The 14,943-nt window shown below is 63.3% G+C and carries 21 protein-coding genes; 20 read left to right on the top strand and 1 reads right to left on the bottom strand.

Annotated elements, in window-relative coordinates; genetic code table 11:
* The first annotated feature begins 88 nt into the window (after positions 1 to 88).
* The 20 genes from ASE59_RS20585 (at position 89) to ASE59_RS06440 (ending at position 14,710) form a co-directional block, all read left to right on the top strand.
* The gene (locus ASE59_RS20585; RefSeq protein ID WP_235515666.1) at positions 89 to 310 is read left to right on the top strand and encodes a hypothetical protein; all 222 of its coding nucleotides are present in this window, start codon (positions 89 to 91) and stop codon (positions 308 to 310) included.
* A complete protein-coding gene (locus ASE59_RS06515; RefSeq protein ID WP_056453961.1) occupies positions 307 to 1,068 on the top strand; it encodes a hypothetical protein in 762 nt (253 codons plus the stop codon). Before ASE59_RS20585 ends, ASE59_RS06515 begins: the two co-directional genes overlap by 4 nt.
* Positions 1,043 to 1,264 carry a hypothetical protein gene (locus ASE59_RS06510; RefSeq protein WP_156359926.1) on the top strand — a complete coding sequence of 74 codons (222 nt, stop codon included), beginning with the start codon at positions 1,043 to 1,045 and terminating at the stop codon, positions 1,262 to 1,264. Before ASE59_RS06515 ends, ASE59_RS06510 begins: the two co-directional genes overlap by 26 nt.
* A gap of 3 nt (positions 1,265 to 1,267) precedes the next feature.
* Positions 1,268 to 1,429 carry a hypothetical protein gene (locus tag ASE59_RS19575; protein ID WP_156359925.1) on the top strand — a complete coding sequence of 54 codons (162 nt, stop codon included), beginning with the start codon at positions 1,268 to 1,270 and terminating at the stop codon, positions 1,427 to 1,429.
* 73 nt (positions 1,430 to 1,502) lie between these two features.
* Positions 1,503 to 2,039, top strand: a complete 537-nt coding sequence (locus tag ASE59_RS06505) for a hypothetical protein (protein WP_056453956.1) — start codon at positions 1,503 to 1,505, stop codon at positions 2,037 to 2,039.
* Entirely contained in the window at positions 2,032 to 2,253 is a 222-nt protein-coding gene (locus ASE59_RS06500) for a hypothetical protein (RefSeq protein ID WP_056453952.1), read from the top strand. Before ASE59_RS06505 ends, ASE59_RS06500 begins: the two co-directional genes overlap by 8 nt.
* Before the next feature lie 254 nt (positions 2,254 to 2,507).
* Entirely contained in the window at positions 2,508 to 3,980 is a 1,473-nt protein-coding gene (gene terL, locus ASE59_RS06495) for a phage terminase large subunit (protein ID WP_056453950.1), read from the top strand.
* 161 nt (positions 3,981 to 4,141) lie between these two features.
* Positions 4,142 to 5,629 (top strand): DUF1073 domain-containing protein, encoded by a 1,488-nt coding sequence (locus ASE59_RS06490; RefSeq protein WP_056453947.1) that lies wholly within the window; start codon positions 4,142 to 4,144, stop codon positions 5,627 to 5,629.
* On the top strand, positions 5,626 to 5,772 hold the full coding sequence (locus ASE59_RS19570; RefSeq protein WP_156359924.1) for a hypothetical protein: 147 nt from the start codon (positions 5,626 to 5,628) through the stop codon (positions 5,770 to 5,772). Before ASE59_RS06490 ends, ASE59_RS19570 begins: the two co-directional genes overlap by 4 nt.
* The gene (locus ASE59_RS06485; protein ID WP_056453944.1) at positions 5,772 to 6,623 is read left to right on the top strand and encodes a phage minor head protein; all 852 of its coding nucleotides are present in this window, start codon (positions 5,772 to 5,774) and stop codon (positions 6,621 to 6,623) included. The genes ASE59_RS19570 and ASE59_RS06485 overlap by 1 nt, the downstream gene beginning before the upstream one ends.
* 86 nt (positions 6,624 to 6,709) lie before the next feature.
* Positions 6,710 to 6,955, top strand: a complete 246-nt coding sequence (locus ASE59_RS19565) for a hypothetical protein (protein WP_156359923.1) — start codon at positions 6,710 to 6,712, stop codon at positions 6,953 to 6,955.
* Positions 6,952 to 7,272, top strand: a complete 321-nt coding sequence (locus ASE59_RS06480) for a hypothetical protein (protein WP_056453942.1) — start codon at positions 6,952 to 6,954, stop codon at positions 7,270 to 7,272. Before ASE59_RS19565 ends, ASE59_RS06480 begins: the two co-directional genes overlap by 4 nt.
* Positions 7,273 to 7,332: 60 nt before the next feature.
* Positions 7,333 to 8,421 carry a DUF2213 domain-containing protein gene (locus ASE59_RS06475; RefSeq protein WP_156359922.1) on the top strand — a complete coding sequence of 363 codons (1,089 nt, stop codon included), beginning with the start codon at positions 7,333 to 7,335 and terminating at the stop codon, positions 8,419 to 8,421.
* Between the two features lie 3 nt (positions 8,422 to 8,424).
* Positions 8,425 to 8,886 (top strand): DUF2190 family protein, encoded by a 462-nt coding sequence (locus tag ASE59_RS06470; protein WP_056453940.1) that lies wholly within the window; start codon positions 8,425 to 8,427, stop codon positions 8,884 to 8,886.
* A gap of 12 nt (positions 8,887 to 8,898) precedes the next feature.
* Positions 8,899 to 9,867: a DUF2184 domain-containing protein gene (locus ASE59_RS06465; RefSeq protein ID WP_056453935.1), complete on the top strand. Its 969-nt coding sequence runs from the start codon at positions 8,899 to 8,901 to the stop codon at positions 9,865 to 9,867.
* Between the two features lie 3 nt (positions 9,868 to 9,870).
* The gene (locus ASE59_RS06460) at positions 9,871 to 10,221 is read left to right on the top strand and encodes a hypothetical protein (RefSeq protein WP_056453932.1); all 351 of its coding nucleotides are present in this window, start codon (positions 9,871 to 9,873) and stop codon (positions 10,219 to 10,221) included.
* A gap of 69 nt (positions 10,222 to 10,290) precedes the next feature.
* A complete protein-coding gene (locus ASE59_RS06455; protein WP_056453929.1) occupies positions 10,291 to 10,725 on the top strand; it encodes a hypothetical protein in 435 nt (144 codons plus the stop codon).
* A complete protein-coding gene (locus ASE59_RS06450; protein ID WP_056453926.1) occupies positions 10,722 to 11,099 on the top strand; it encodes a hypothetical protein in 378 nt (125 codons plus the stop codon). The genes ASE59_RS06455 and ASE59_RS06450 overlap by 4 nt, the downstream gene beginning before the upstream one ends.
* The gene (locus ASE59_RS06445) at positions 11,096 to 11,824 is read left to right on the top strand and encodes a hypothetical protein (protein ID WP_156359921.1); all 729 of its coding nucleotides are present in this window, start codon (positions 11,096 to 11,098) and stop codon (positions 11,822 to 11,824) included. The genes ASE59_RS06450 and ASE59_RS06445 overlap by 4 nt, the downstream gene beginning before the upstream one ends.
* Positions 11,825 to 11,866: 42 nt before the next feature.
* Positions 11,867 to 14,710, top strand: a complete 2,844-nt coding sequence (locus tag ASE59_RS06440) for a hypothetical protein (RefSeq protein WP_056453921.1) — start codon at positions 11,867 to 11,869, stop codon at positions 14,708 to 14,710.
* A 14-nt stretch (positions 14,711 to 14,724) separates the two neighbouring features.
* Here the strand turns inward: ASE59_RS06440 and ASE59_RS06435 are convergent, their stop codons facing one another.
* Complete coding sequence (locus tag ASE59_RS06435; RefSeq protein ID WP_056453918.1) at positions 14,725 to 14,904, bottom strand: hypothetical protein; 180 nt, start codon at positions 14,902 to 14,904, stop codon at positions 14,725 to 14,727.
* Positions 14,905 to 14,943 lie beyond the last annotated feature (39 nt).

Below are 14,943 nucleotides of genomic sequence, written 5' to 3'. Positions count from 1 at the left end.
CCTATCGGGCCATGCCAAAGGGCATTGGCGCGGCAAGGCGTCTGTCACCGCGAAGCATCGCGCGTGGGCCAAGGCGGCTACCCTTTCGATGGGCGACATGGCGATCCCCATGTCGGGCGATATCGAGATCCGAGTGACCTTCATCCCGCCCGACAAGCGCGGCGATCGGGTCAACTTTCCGAACCGGATGAAGCCCTATTTCGACGGCATCGCGGACGCCCTTCGCGTCAACGACAGCCGCTTCCTGCCTTCGTATCGGTTCGCTGAGCCGGTGAAGGGCAACCCCTGTGTGGTGGTGGAAATTCTGTGACGATCAGCGGGTTCGATCTTCTCCGCGCTGCCATGTCGGTGACGGACACCGATGCGCCGCAGCAAAGCGTGCTGAACGTGCTCGCCATAATGGCGAACGACGACGCGCAATGCTGGCCGGCGATCAACGGCCCTGCGGGCCTGACGGGCAAGACGAAGCTGTCGGAACGCACGGTTCAACGCGCCGTGCAGGGGCTGAAGACGCTGGGTCATATCAATTGGGTCGATAAGCCCGGTCGTGGCAGGGTCTATATCGTCCACCCCCGTCACAGTGACACCCCTGTAGAGGAGACCCCCGTCACAGCGACGCCCCGTCAGAATGACGGGTGTCAGAGTGACACCCCCGTCACAGTGACACCCACCCCCGTCACAGTGACACCCCACCCCCGTCACAGTGACACCCAAACAGCCATAGAACTACCATTTAACAGCCAAGATAAGCCGGAACCGGCTTCGGACGCTGACGCGCCCTCCCTTCGTCCCGAGCATGTCGTTGAGGCTTGGAACGACATGGCTGACCGCAAGGGGCTGGCTAAGGTCCGAGCGCTGACACCCGAGCGGCGACGCAAGCTTAACAACCGCATCCGCAGCCACCCGGTCGAGCACTGGACGGAGGCCATCGACGCGATCGAGCGCAGCCCATTCCTCCTTGGCGAGAACGACCGCGGATGGCGAGCTGATTTCGATTTTCTTCTGCAACCCAGCAGCTTCACCAAATTGATCGAGGGCGTTTATGACCGACAGTCTCGCACGCACTAATCCGCTGATGCAGCGCCGGCAGTCGTTTTCGGGACGACCGGCGATCATCACGGTCAACGACCGGGCTGTGCCCACCGACATCGACGCATACTGCGCTTGGCTGAACGGGCTTCCGCAATGGGTCGGCGAATGGTCCGTTATCCGCATGGCTGATGGCACGCGAGCAGTGCATCGCGGCCACAAGGTGACGCTGTGACCTATGCCCCGCAACACCGGCACGCCACCGCCGCACGAGCGGGTGGACCTGCGCTTGGAGAACGGGTGGGTCTGCCGCAACCGCGATCCGTCGAAGTACGACTGGCGCCTTGGGTCGCAATGCATCGGAATGCCGATCGCAAGCTGGCAGCCGGTCAAGCAATGACCGCCCGCGGTTACATCGACATGGCGAGGGGGTGGTGATGACCTCCACACGATTTTTGCGAAAGGGGTAGGGGATGAACGTGCAGGTGATGGTGCGCGAAGAAGCGGACTTCGGCGATTGGGTCGAGACCGGCAAGCGGCTGATCGACCAGCGTCGCAAGGCGGACTGGGCCTTGGCTGACTGGTGGAGCGAGGGGCAGAAGCACCACCGCGACGAGCCGCAGTTCAAACTATTCGCCGAGCAGGTGGCGGCCGATGCGAAACGACTGACGGCCATGGCCAAGGTTGCCGAGGCGTTCCCCCGGCACATGCGGGCGTCCAACGTGTCGTTCGAGGTCCACCGCGAGATCGCCGCCCTGCCGCCGGTCGAACGGCTGTCGATGATCGCCCAGGCCAGCAACGAGCGCTGGAACGAACGGGTCGCGCACCAGCACGTCGTCGAGCACCGCTACGAGCAGGGCACGCTCCTGCCGGACGACGACCCTGAGTATCGATCGGCGGTCGAGATCATCCGTGCGTGGAACCGGGCGCCAAAGGAGGCCCGCCGGTATTTCATGGATCTGGCTACCACCGCCAAGCTGTCGGTAATCGTGGAGGACGCCAATGCGTAAGTCGCTATCGACCAAGATCCCGCGAGGGATTGATCCGGAGTTCGAGAGCGTGTTCGTGACCTACGGCCATCGTGTCGCTGAGCAGACTTTTGGCAAGCGGTACACCACGCGGGCCATCGCGGCGCTGGGCAAGCTGGCGTTGGTGCGCAAGCGTCGGGCTTTCGTGCGGGGTGACGGCGGTATTGTTAGCAATATTGGTCGACATGCCGTTTGAGCCGGGGAAAAGCGGCAACCCGAAAGGTCGCCCGCTGCACCGTACCAAAGACGGCCGCACCCTGACGGACCTAGCTCGTGACTATACCGAGGAAGCAGTCGCGGCGTTAGTGGAAGTTATGCGGGACAAGGCAGCGCCCGCAGCGGCCCGTGTGGCAGCATCAGACAAGATATTGAACCGTGGATGGGGCCAAGCGCCACAAACGATCGCGCTAACCGATGATCGTACACCTCGCGACCTGTCTGGAATGACCGATGAGCAGCTTGAAGCCCTCGAAACCATTCGCGCACTTGACGCTCTCGACAGCGGAGTTGCTGGCACTTGCTGATGATGCCCAGCGCGAATTGTGCCGCAGGTCTTTGGCGGCGTTCGCGAAGCGGGCATGGCCGATCTTGGAACCGTCAACCGAGCTGAAATGGGGTTGGGCGCTCGATGCGATATGCGAGCATCTGGAGGCAGTGACGTCGGGTGAGATTACTCGGCTGCTGATGAACGTGCCGCCCGGCAGCATGAAGTCGCTGCTGACGGGTGTGATATGGCCGGCATGGGAGTGGGGACCGAAAGGGCTGCCGCATCACCGTTTCTTGGCTACAGCGCACAAGCAGGACTTGGCGGTTCGCGACAACCTCAAGTGCCGTCGCCTGATCCGTAGCCCGTGGTTCCAACGCCTATGGCCCGTGGCGCTGACCAGCGATCAGGATGCAAAGACGAAGTTCGAGAACAGTCGCACCGGCTTCCGTGAGGCCATGGCGTTCACCAGCATGACCGGCAGCCGTGGCGACCGGGTCATCCTCGACGATCCGCACAGTGTGGACGACGCCAACAGCCCAGTCAAACTGGCGGCGGACATTACGACATTCCGCGAGGCGCTGCCGTCGCGGGTCAACAACGACCAGTCTGCAATCGTCATCGTCATGCAGCGGCTGCACGAGCAGGACGTGTCTGCGGTAGCCGTGCAGCTTGGCTACGAACATCTGATGATACCGATGCGGTTCGAAGCCGATCGCCGCTGCGCCACGTCAATTGGCTGGGTGGATCCGCGCGCTTACGACGGCGAATTGATGTTCCCGGAGCGCTTCCCCGAGAGGCAGGTCGTTGAGTTGGAGACGGTGCTAGGCTCCTATGCCACGGCGGGGCAATTGCAGCAGCGGCCTGCGCCTCGATCGGGCGGCTTGTTCCAGCGGTCGGACTTCGAAATCGTGGATGCTGTCCCGTCCGGCGCCAAGCGCACTGTTCGCGCTTGGGACTTCGCAGCTACCGAGGTGAAGGCGGGTCGCCGGCCTGATTGGACGGTTGGGATGCGCGTGTCCCTGATAGGCGACGTGTTCTACGTTGAGGACGTCGTGCGCGGCCAGTGGAAGCCGTCAGCCGTCGAGCAGACGCTGACCACGACCGCATCGCAGGACGGTTTGGCGGTAACCGTGCGTATGCCACAAGACCCAGGCGCAGCGGGGAAGGCGGATGCTGCCACGAAGATCAAGCTTCTGAAGGGCTATGACGCAAAGGCGGTGTCGCCAACTGGTGAAAAGTCTGTGCGCGCCCGGCCTGCATCGGCGCAGGCAGAAGCGGGCAACGTGAAGTTGGTGCGCGGGCTATGGAACACAGCGTTCCTTGACGAGCTATGCGTGTTTCCCGCCGGCACGCATGACGATCAGGTCGACGCGTTCGCGGATGCCGTCAATGAGCTGGCGCTGGGCGCGACGCCATACAACATCGACGCGTTTTGACCGGGTAGCTAATTAGGGTCGGGGTGGCGTAGGTGGCTAATTTGAAGACCACAGAGTTGCGGTTTTGCGTCGCCAGCGACATGGCCAAATCAGGTATACCCATCGTGGCTAACTATCTGACGGCGGTAGCTGCGCACCATCCCGCGCCATAGCCCTAAACCATGGCTGGAACCGCAATCCTCGACGCTCGCGGCATTCCGATGCAGGACAGCGTGACCAGCGCGATCCAGTCTGCATCCCCGGCGCACTATCTCCGGCAGCAGAACAGCGCGATGTCGTACCTGTTCGCGCCGCAACTAGCGTTCGCAGCGTATCTTGCCAGCGGGCTGTTGCAGAAGGTGATTGATATCCCGGCATCGGACCGGGTGCGGGAATGGCGCGATTGGCAGGCGGAAAAGGACCAGATCGAGGCGATCGAGGCCGAAGAACGCCGTCTAGGGCTGATCGCGAAGGTGCGGCAGGCGGAAGTCCTGCGCGGGATCGGTGGCGGTGCGCTGATCCTTGCCGCACCCGGTGCGCCGAACACGCCGATCGGCTCGCTCTCGAAGGGGCAGCTTCAGGCAGTCAACGTCGTGTCACGCTGGCAGCTTACCGGCGCCGATTACGTTACCGAACTGACCGACCCGGCCTATGGCACGCCGCGCATGTGGAAGATCGCTAACGACAATGGCGGTGCTGAGGTTCACCCGAGCCGGGTGATCTGCTTCCGGGGCGAAGCTATACCCGCTGGCTACGGCGTGTCGGGCGATCAGCAGTTCTGGGGTCAGTCACGCCTCGTCCGCGTCTGGAAGGACGTCGAGCGTTCCGATCATGCACAGGGCTGGTTCGCCGAACTGGTGAAGAAGGCGAAGCTGCTGCGTATCGGCATTCCCGGCCTTACCGACTTCACCGCAACCGAAGGTGGGCAGGCTCGGCTAGACCGCCGCATGGGTGCGATCGCGCTTGGCGAGAGCGTGTTGAACGCTACCGTGTTCGATACCGGCAACGGCACCACGCCCGCCGAGACGATCACTGACTATCAGGTCACATGGGCCGGTATTCCGGCTATGATGGACGCCTTCGACCAGCGTGTCGCCGCGGTAGCGGATATCCCGTTCACGCGGCTGATGGGTCGGTCGCCAGCAGGTATGAATGCGACTGGCGAGTATGACGACCAGAACTGGAACAAGACCGTCGCGGCGGGCCAGTCGCTGGAATTGCGGCCGTGTTTGGAGGCGCTGGACCCCTTCCTGTTGGCATCGGCGGGCGTTGCCCCAACCCGCACGGACGCGAAGACGAAAAAGACCGTCGCAGTCACGTGGCGGTTCGCGCCGCTGTCGAAGCCGTCTGAAAAGCAGGAAGCCGACACGTTCAAGACGGTCATGGAAGCGGTGACAGCCTTGCAGGCGACCAGCGCGATCCCCGACCAGGCATTCGCCAAGGGCGTGCAAAATCTGATGGCTGAGCGTGAGTATATCCCCGGCCTTGATCAGGCGCTTGCCGAGATACCCGAGGACGAACGGTTCGGGCTGACCCCCGAAGACGACGGTACGGACCCGTCTGCACTCCAAGCCGGAAAGGAAGGTGATCCATCGTCTGCCGAGGGCGGGAGTTCGGTGGAAGCGGGCACCCGCCGTCGTGCTGCGAATGATAAGGCAGGTGAGGAATGACCGCCTTCGCCAATCGCGTCCTGTCAGTCTTCGGCCTGACTCTCGCCCAATACGTGCCGTTCGACGATCGGTTCGTTGATGGCGTCCGCTACGTCGTGCCGACCGGTCGCCCTCGCTGGCGGATCGCCCGCCTGACCCGTTGATGCGCTACGACCTCCGCGCCATGGCCCGCCGCGCAAAGCCGGGCCTGCGCCGCAAGAGCGTGGTGTTCAGGGATATCGTCCCGCCGGCAACGCTCGCCACCGACCTCTACCTTTCGTCGTACCGCCCCATCGTCACGCTATGGCGCGACCGCATCCCGGCGATCGTCGCGGCCTACGAACAGACCCTCTCCACCATGACGACCGACAGCCCGGCCGACGTGCAGCGCGAGATCGAGGCGGGCGAGGGCGCGTTCAGCCGTATATTCCTTGAGCTGACTGCGGGGCTGCGGCGCTGGAGCCTGAGGACAGAATCGTGGACCAGAGGTCGGTTCCGGGGGGCTGTGCTCTCGGCCACGTCGGTTGATATCGGGACGCTTCTGGGACCGGAAGACGTGCGAGACACGCTGGAAACGTACATCGGGTGGAATGTCGACCTGATCCGTGATGTGAATGCGGAGGCCAAGAAGCGGTTCAGCAATGCGATCTTCAAGGGTCTGACCGAAAGACGCACGGCACGCGAAGTCGCCGCCGAATTACGCGACGCGGTTGACATGACCCGTAAGCGGTCGATCAATATCGCCAGCGATCAACTGTCGAAGCTGTCTGCTGAACTGGCAGAGGAGCGCCGCCGGGAAGCGGGTCTATCCGTATGGCAGTGGCGGCATAGCCGTAAGCGTCACCCCCGATTGGACCATCAGGCCCGTGACGGTAACTATTACAGCGAGGATAGCTCGCTTGTTGGCAGCGTTATCGACGGCAAGACTGTTATGGAGCCACCGCCGCGCGACGATTACCCGAGCCGCCGCCCTTTTTGCGGCTGCAAATCTTCAGGAGTGCTGGTTTTCGATTAGGCTGCTCGGTCAGATTCTGATATAAAAGCGGGCCGGAATGCTGCGTCAACAGCACCCGACCCTGACCGCATGCGAAAGGACCGCACATGGCTGAAGATGCCGATATCATACTGCGACGCCGCGCTGCTATCCACTCAATGCACACGTTCGCCTTTGAGAATGGATGGCACAATCCGCCGGTTCGCGAAGAACGTCGTGGTGACGCGATCGCCTTTATCGGTACCGCACCTGATGGCCGCGAATATGCGGTTGGGTACGAAGCACCGCCGCACGTTCTGCCTAGCGGCGACCCGTTTCCAGCGCCGCCGCCGCATTTGGCGGTAAAAGCATGACGCCCCTCGAACGCGCCGTCGCAGCCGCATGGTCCGAATTGGAACGCCAGGCCAATGAGAACCGCGCCAGCACCCCGCATGTCGATCAAGAGGAAAGTGTGATCGACGGCACCGTCGATATGCCTGCCGTGACCCGCGCCGTCCTCGAAGCGATCCGCGAGCCGAGCGAGGCAGTCCGGAAAGCGCTGCGGGATAATCTCCCAATCACTGGTTATGATTGGGAATACAACGATCGGATTGTGCACGACGGCAAGGTGATAGACGACGAGCCGGGTGATTGCTGGCGTGCCATGATCGACGGGGCACTGGCGGAATAAGCCGATAATTCCGCGCTAACGGCGGTAATCGCCCTACGCGCGCCCGCATAGCCATGCGAAATGGCGATGTTCCAAGACGCTCTGACGCTTGATGCTCCCCGGCGCGACGGCACGGGGAACATGGTCGCGTCCGTGTTGTGCGCGCGCACCGGCCTTCAGGATTACGCTGGCTACGAAGTCGGCAAGCCTGAGATGGCACGGGTCGTCGTGTACCGCCCGCCCGAGGAAGTGTTCAACCGCGACAGCATGCGGTCGTTCGCAGGCGCGCCGGTCACGATCGAGCACCCCGCTCAACAGGTCACGCCAGCCAACTGGAAAGACCACGCTGTCGGCGAGACGGCTTCCGACGACATCGTGAAGGACGGGGAGGCGATCCGCGTCCCGTTCCTATTGCGCGATGCGGCGGCCATCGAAGCCGTGCTGGCCGGCAAGCGTGAAATCTCGATGGGTTACGACTGTTCGCTCGACTGGACGCCCGGCAAGCTGGCCGATGGCACGCCCTACGACGCTGTGCAGCGCGGCATCCGCATCAATCATCTGGCCATCGTCGACAAGGCGCGTGGCGGACCCACCCTCCGCATTGGGGACAAGGAGCCTTCCATGAAGATCAAGATCGGCGACGCCGAAGTCGAAGTGACGGACGGTGCAGCCGTCGCGGTCGCGGTCGGCACTCTGAACCAGAAGCTGGCGGACGCCGAGACGAAAGTCGGCGCACTGACCGGCGAAAACGCGACGCTGAAGACCTCGGTCGAGACCAAGGATGGCGAGATCGCGGCGCTCAAGCAGCAGGTCAAGGACGGCGAGGTCACGCCGGCCAAGCTTCAGCAGCTTGCTGATGCTCGCGCGCAGGTGATTGGCAAGGCGAAGTCGCTGGCACCGACCATGACGACCGATGGCAAGACCGATGCAGAGATCCGCAAGGAAGCTGTCAGCGCCAAGCTGGGTGATGCCGCTACCGGCATGTCGGACGCTGCGATCGAGGGTGCATTCACCGCCCTGACCAAGGACGCCAAGGTCACCGACACCGCCGTGCAGCCGATCGGCGCGCCGCAGATCATCGGCGACGCAGCCAAGCAGATGAACGACGCCTGGGTGGCGGCGAACGACCACAACGCATGGCGCACCGCCGGCGCAGGCAAGGGGAACTGAGCCATGGCATATCAGACGACCTACGATCAGTATCAGGCGCCGGGCTATCCCGGCCTGCTGGCGAACATGGAGGAGTGGAACGGCCTCACCCGTACCGCTTCGGCGACCATTGTCTTCGGCGCACCAGTCCAGCGCAACGGCGATCGTGGCTGCGCTCCCCTGGCGTCGGGTGGCGAGTTCATCGGCATCGCCCGTGCTCGGCATTTTTCGCACATGGGCGGCGGCACGAGCGATGGTTACGGCGCTGGCGATAACGTCGCGGTGCTGGATGCCGGCGTCGTGTGGGCGCTGGCGGATGCCGCGATTACGGTGGGCGCAGCCGTCAATTTCAACACCACGTCGGGCCGCTACACCACCGCTGCGACGAGCGGCACGGTAATCGCCGTGCCTGGCGCTGAAGCCGACACTGCCGCCACCGGTTCCGGCTCGCTGTTCAAGGTGCGGCTGCGCCGCATCCCGTCGTAAGGAGGGGGTTTCATGTACGCTCTTACCACTGACGCCCAGACTGCGGCGCTCAATTTTGTTGTCAATCAGTCCTATACCGTCAACGCGACGGCATATGCGACCGCGTTCCCCGACCTCGACTTCGGCCGACTGGTCTATGTCGATACCTCGGCACCGGAATTCACCCCCGGCGTCGTCACCTTCCTGTCGTCGTCGGTTGGTCGTGCCGAATGGTACACCGCTGCCGCCAAGGACGTGCCGCGCGCCGATGTGACCCGCGACAAGAACGAGGTAAAGATCCACATGGCTGCTGTCGGCTACGGCTACGACAGCGAAGAGATCGGCACTGCGCAGCTGATCGGTCAGAACCTCACCGCCGACAAGGCACTGGCCGCTCGTCGTGCGTACACCGAGTTCATGTGGCGCGTTACCCTTCAGGGCGACGCCGACAAGGGCCTGCAAGGGCTGGCGACCTCGACCAACGTGACGTCCGGTTCGGTCGCTGCCAATGGCACCGGCACCCCGAATACGCTCTGGTTCGATGGCAACGGCACGCAGACCAAGACCGCCGCGCAGATCGTCGCCGACATCAACGGCGGTCTGACTGGCGTGTTCACCGGGTCGCGCACGGTCGAGATGGCGGATACGATCATCCTGCCGTACACCACGATCGCGCAGCTGGCATCGACGCCGCTGACGTCGACCAACAGCGAAACGATCCTGTCGTTCATTCTGCGCACCAACATCTACACGCAGATGACCGGCCAGCAGCTGACCATTCGCGGCGAGCTGGGTCTCGAAACGCTGGGACCGGGCAACACGAAGCTGATGGTGATCTACGCCAACCGCCAAGACGTGGTGAAGCTGCATCTGCCGATGCCGCACCGCTTCATGCCGGTTTGGCAGGACGGCCCCATGAGCTTCCAAGTCCCGGGCGCATTCCGCACCGGCGGCGTCGAGGTCATCCGCCCCGGTGCCTTCCGCTACCTCTACGGGTTCTGAGCCATGTCCGATCTGATCCGCACCGACGCCACGAACACCAGCGATGGCCCGCACATGCTCAACGCGATCCCCCCGGTTCGCGTCGAGGCGGGCCAGTCCGTTCAGGACGTGGATATCACGAAGGCCGAGTACGAAAGCGCCAAGCATTTTGGCGTCTTCAGGTTCAGCCATGACGATACGCCGGCAGAACCCGGTCCGCTGGACCAGAGCGTCACCAAGCTGACCGAATACCTCAAGACCGTCACCGACGCAGACCAGGTGCAGAAGCTGATTGACGCCGAGACCGCTGGCAAGTCGCGTGATAGCGCGCTGGCGGCTCTCGAAGCACGTCGCGACGCCATCCTCGCCGAATAACCGCCCCGATCCTCCCGAACCTGGGCCGCTTCCCGTCTGGGCGGCGGCCCATTTTGTTAGGAGCGTACCGTGTCGATCGATAACGCCGCAATCTACCGAGACAGCGCCGGCAATCTGTTCGACGCTCCGGGCGTCTCTGGCACCGGCAACAGCACCGCCCCATCCGGCACGCCTGCCATCACCCAGACGTTCGGTCTCGACAGCGCAGACGACGGCCTGAACGCCACCGTCGTCAGCACGTCGCCGGTCGTTCTGCTGAGCGCGGACGCCTACAATGCGCGCGGCGGTGGGGTACGGCTGATGCTGTACGACAAGGCGACCACGCCGAAGGCAACAGATGATCCGAAATGGACGGTCTATCTGGTCGGCTTGGCCTCGGGTGGACGCGAATGGCCGTCAGGGCTGCGGTTCGATACTGGCCTTGCCTTTATGCTGATCCCGGATGACGCGTCGGGCCTAATGGCGGGCGATATCATCGGCCTCAATCTGGGGTATTCGTCGTGAGCTTCGCATTCAAGCGGATGACCCGCGCGCTGTTGGTCCAGCCCTATCGGACGCCCACGACCGCGAACGCGTTCAAGGTGCCGAGCGGCTTCATCAAGTCGAGCTATAACACCTTCGCGATCTACAACCCGAACGTCTGCGTCATTGGGTTGCGCGGCACGTCTCGGCCGAGCGGGCAGGCGATACCGACCACGCCGCTGCTGGTCTATGACGGTGGCGTGGATTGGGAGTTCCCGCCCGGATTCTGGGGCGTGTTCTCGACGCAGTATCCGTTCTTCATGTCGGCCGCGCCGCTGGCAGTGCCTGTCGCGCCTGATGTGCCGGCTGATGCGGATCTGCTGCCGTTGCGTCTGTGGTATGGGATCGGGCTATGACGCTGCGGTCTATGGGGCTGGGTGTCCGCGTCACCTGGGGCACGCTGCCGGGCAAGCCATCGACATTCGTGCCGGTCCCGCATACGCACCCATGGGCGGACGTGACGGGCAAGCCGGACAGCTACCCTCCGAGCGTGCATAGCCATGCTTGGGGCGACATCACCGATAAGCCTGCCGTCTTCCCGCCGGCCAGCCACACGCACGCCTATTCGTCGCTGACGGGCATCCCGACGACCTTCGCGCCCTCATCGCATACCCACCTGTGGGCGGACATTACGGACAAGCCGGCAACCTTCGCTCCGTCTGCGCATACGCACCTATGGGCAGATATCACCGATCGTCCGACCATCCCGGCCGCCACACCGCTCGGCACCACCCCTGCTCTGGCTTTGGGCACGGCATCTGCCGGCACTTCGACCAACGCCGCGCGTGAAGACCACGCGCACCCGATGCCTGCGGGGCGCCTGTCGTTGATCGGCACGGCCACCGTAGGCGAGACGACGGTGCTGGCTCTCGCGCTGGGCGTGAAGCGCTACACCGTGGCGATGTCCGGCCTTGTTGTCGGTGACCGCATCATAGCCATTCTGACCGGCGCTCCGGGGGCATCCTCGCTACAGGACGTCTATGTCAGCGGAGCGAACACGCTGAACGTCGGACTGCTCAACCCGGCGCTCGGCATCGGCTCGACGATCGCGGTCCCGATCGCGGTCTACAAGGTCACCTAACGGCGGTAATACCACCCCCTATGCCATCGCATCCCGTAGCGCATGGCATTCAGCGCGCTCTCCCTGACAACCACCACGGGCGTTCAGGGCCGCCCGTTCGCCGCGGTCCTCAACGGGCTGCAAACCGGGTCGACGATCGAGATGTCGGGCGATGGCTCGCCGGGCTTCTCCTACGTCAACGGGCGCTTCTCCTCGGATCGGCTGCCGTATCCGGTATCGACGCTGGTGTTCTTCGAGGTGCGGCCCGGCGAAGGGCGCAAAGAGTGGCGCTTCGATATTCAGGCAGCCGGCGCCCCGGTGCTGTCGATCGCGCCGGACGGAACGACCAGCTATAGCGGGGCAGGGGGCGCGCCTATTGCGCAGTCGGGCACCGCTTCTGCTGCTGGTGCCGTCTACACCGTGTCGCGCCTGCTGGGGTCGTCGAGCACGCTGGCGCTCATCTCCGGGACGAACAGCAACCTGACGCTGAACGCGACGACCGGGGTTATCTCGGCCGCTTCGGCTATCGCTGTCGGGGCATCGCAGACGGCTAAGGTCAGCGAGACGCTTGGCGATCTGCGGGTGGATTACCCGGTTGTCATTACCGGGATTTCGGCCGGCACCCCCACCCCGACGCCGGGGCCGACAGAAGTAACCGCAGTTTCGACGGGTACGGCAGCTTTCCGCGCCCTCGGCATATCGAGCGAACGACAAGTGTTCCCGATCACCAATGCAGCCGATCTAAAGGCGCGCAGCGGTTCCGGTGCGGTATCGCAAGTACCTGTTTCAGTCACCTTCACCGGTTCACCGACTGCGATCGAATGCCGGTCGGTCAGCTACGACGACGGTAGCGAGATCACCCCGTGGTCGACGGTTTCGACGTCGCCAACCGGTGGAACGTGGACCGGGAACGTGCCGATGGCGGAAAGCCCCAACTGGCAGCGGCTGCAATTCCGGCCCGCAGGTGGCACGATCTTTGCCACGTCGGCGCGTATTGGCGCAGGCATCGTGATCGGTATCGAAGGCCAGTCGCAGGCCCGTTATTTTATCGCCAACGTCAGCAGCGGCGGAAGCGTCACGGCGGGCGATAAGGTCAGCGCATACGGCAAGGCTGGGTTGCTGGAAACGGGGTCCGGCGGAAACGGTGCGGATGCCTCGTTTGGCGTCCAAGGATGGTATCAGGCTGCGGCGACGGCTAGTGTGAGCGGCACTACCGTATTGGGCGGCGGCGGTTCTGGCGCAGCCGCAGCCGGTAACGCGCTTGTCTCGGCGCTGAACGTGCCGGTGGCCTTCGTAGCCAACGCTCCTGGTGGTCGTGCCATGGCCTACATCAACACGACCAGTAGGCCGGAAGCGCTGGCGCGCTATGCTGAAACTGGTCGCCCCAATCTGGTGATTATGCTGTCGCACGGTACGCAGGACGTGAACGACGGGACCAGTGAGGCGACGTATCAAGCCGCGCTTGAAACGTGGCGCGGGTGGCACGAAAGCGACGCGAACGCGAAGCCCCGTGACGGCTATATGATCATGCCGCTCATTCGCCAAACCGGAGGCACGACGGCTTCGAACAACGCGATCAAACGCGCTCAACAGAACTTCGATCTTGCCAATGCCGACGTTTATTACGCTGGTTCGGGCTACGATGTGCAGTTGGCGGATACCGTCCACCAAAGCGATACCGGCAACGCCGTCATCGGTCGTCGCATCGGATACGCTATTGCGCGGCGCCTTGGCGTGACCATTGCCGGTTCGCTCGGACCAACGATGGCATCGGCGACGGTGGCCGATACCACGGTAAGCGTTACCGTTGATTTGAACGACGGCGCGACCGCACTGACTAATGTCGGCACTTCGGGAGCTACCGGAACGCTCACTCCTGCGGGCTTTTCGGTTTCGCGTGAAAGCGATGGCGCCGCAGTTACCATCAACAGCGTTGCCCTGAATGGTGCCAATAAGTTCGACCTGACGCTCGCATCTGCCCCCGGTGAGGCTGTCCGCGTACGCAGCGGTGTGGGGACCAGTCCCGGAGCAGCTTGGATTGCGGACGACCGGCCCGCAACTGGTCAGTCGCGAGGCAATCCGCTGCAATATGACTTGAATGGCATCGTGGCAACTTACACAGGCGGGGGAACGCCGACTCCTACGCCCACTCCAACTTCGTACACCCAATGGACCGGCCCGGGCTGGTTTGATGCGTCGGATACTGCAGGCGGTGACGTGGCGATCACGACGCTTGTGAATAAGCGGTCGGGCGGCGGTGATCTGACGCGGGGTGGTACTGGCGGTTCGATCACGTCGGTCAGCGCGGCACAGAATGGGCGCAACGCAATCCGGTTGGTCCGCGATATTTCCTCGGCCAGTGCTGTTCCGTACTTGGCAGCGGCGGATAACGCGCCAATCTCGACAATGTGGGCAGGCGACGACCTGCCCTATGTCGTCCTTCTCGTGTTCAAGCCGACCGATACCAACACGGGCTATCCCTTTGCGGCTTCGCGCGTAAATGGCAGCGCGGTCGATCAAGTGGCCTATGTCAGCCGGAATGGCACTGCATCCAGCGTCCGTAAAAAGTCCGGAACTGCCAGCCAGAATGACGTGACCGCTTCGTCGGCCAATGGTGATGTAGTTGGCACGCCAATCGTAGTTGCGATCCGTCACACCGGTACGTCACTGGACATCTGGTACAATTCGACGACCAAGTTCGCGTCAACGGTGGCGCAGGACACGGCAGCGCTTGGCACGCCGCAGGTGTTCCGTCTGTTCGCAGTCATGGTCGGCAGCGGCATTCAAACCGTTCAGAAGAACTTGGACTTCTACGAATTGGTGATCGAAACCGCGTCGCATTCGGATGCGGAAATCCAGAAGGCGATCACCGATCTGGCGACCAAGTGGGGGGGTAGCCTTGCCTGATCGTCAGCGCCTTTTCACGGGAACAGGTCGAGGTGACACATCTCGCAGGTATGCTCGGGATGTGTCGCCGGCTCTTTGCGGCACATCGTACAAAGGCCAGTCGCGCGCAGCCGGTTCTCTTCGGCGCGGCGCTCTTGGATCTTCCGGGCGGGGTACAGGAACGCAGCAGTCAGCCGCGCGAGGATTGTCTGCATGTGCGCGACCCTACTCCACGATTTCGCCGCAGATCAACA

The sequence above is a fragment of the Sphingomonas sp. Leaf10 genome (assembly GCF_001421245.1).
Lineage (GTDB): Bacteria > Pseudomonadota > Alphaproteobacteria > Sphingomonadales > Sphingomonadaceae > Sphingomonas.
The sequence above is the reverse complement of the archived record's forward strand: the minus strand, read 5'-3'. Positions and strand labels throughout refer to the sequence as shown.

Coding starts and splice junctions, on each gene's coding strand:
- ASE59_RS19565 (WP_156359923.1), top strand. CDS start 6,710: ATGGCTGAAGATGCCGATATCATACTGCGACGCCGCGCTGCTATCCAC.
- ASE59_RS19570 (WP_156359924.1), top strand. CDS start 5,626: ATGACCGCCTTCGCCAATCGCGTCCTGTCAGTCTTCGGCCTGACTCTC.
- ASE59_RS20585 (WP_235515666.1), top strand. CDS start 89: ATGGGCGACATGGCGATCCCCATGTCGGGCGATATCGAGATCCGAGTG.
- ASE59_RS06510 (WP_156359926.1), top strand. CDS start 1,043: ATGACCGACAGTCTCGCACGCACTAATCCGCTGATGCAGCGCCGGCAG.
- ASE59_RS06485 (WP_056453944.1), top strand. CDS start 5,772: ATGCGCTACGACCTCCGCGCCATGGCCCGCCGCGCAAAGCCGGGCCTG.
- ASE59_RS06490 (WP_056453947.1), top strand. CDS start 4,142: ATGGCTGGAACCGCAATCCTCGACGCTCGCGGCATTCCGATGCAGGAC.
- ASE59_RS06500 (WP_056453952.1), top strand. CDS start 2,032: ATGCGTAAGTCGCTATCGACCAAGATCCCGCGAGGGATTGATCCGGAG.
- ASE59_RS06440 (WP_056453921.1), top strand. CDS start 11,867: ATGGCATTCAGCGCGCTCTCCCTGACAACCACCACGGGCGTTCAGGGC.
- ASE59_RS06475 (WP_156359922.1), top strand. CDS start 7,333: ATGGCGATGTTCCAAGACGCTCTGACGCTTGATGCTCCCCGGCGCGAC.
- ASE59_RS06460 (WP_056453932.1), top strand. CDS start 9,871: ATGTCCGATCTGATCCGCACCGACGCCACGAACACCAGCGATGGCCCG.
- ASE59_RS06505 (WP_056453956.1), top strand. CDS start 1,503: ATGAACGTGCAGGTGATGGTGCGCGAAGAAGCGGACTTCGGCGATTGG.
- ASE59_RS06470 (WP_056453940.1), top strand. CDS start 8,425: ATGGCATATCAGACGACCTACGATCAGTATCAGGCGCCGGGCTATCCC.
- ASE59_RS06465 (WP_056453935.1), top strand. CDS start 8,899: ATGTACGCTCTTACCACTGACGCCCAGACTGCGGCGCTCAATTTTGTT.
- ASE59_RS06480 (WP_056453942.1), top strand. CDS start 6,952: ATGACGCCCCTCGAACGCGCCGTCGCAGCCGCATGGTCCGAATTGGAA.
- terL (WP_056453950.1), top strand. CDS start 2,508: ATGAGCAGCTTGAAGCCCTCGAAACCATTCGCGCACTTGACGCTCTCG.
- ASE59_RS19575 (WP_156359925.1), top strand. CDS start 1,268: ATGCCCCGCAACACCGGCACGCCACCGCCGCACGAGCGGGTGGACCTG.
- ASE59_RS06435 (WP_056453918.1), bottom strand. CDS start 14,904: ATGCAGACAATCCTCGCGCGGCTGACTGCTGCGTTCCTGTACCCCGCC.
- ASE59_RS06445 (WP_156359921.1), top strand. CDS start 11,096: ATGACGCTGCGGTCTATGGGGCTGGGTGTCCGCGTCACCTGGGGCACG.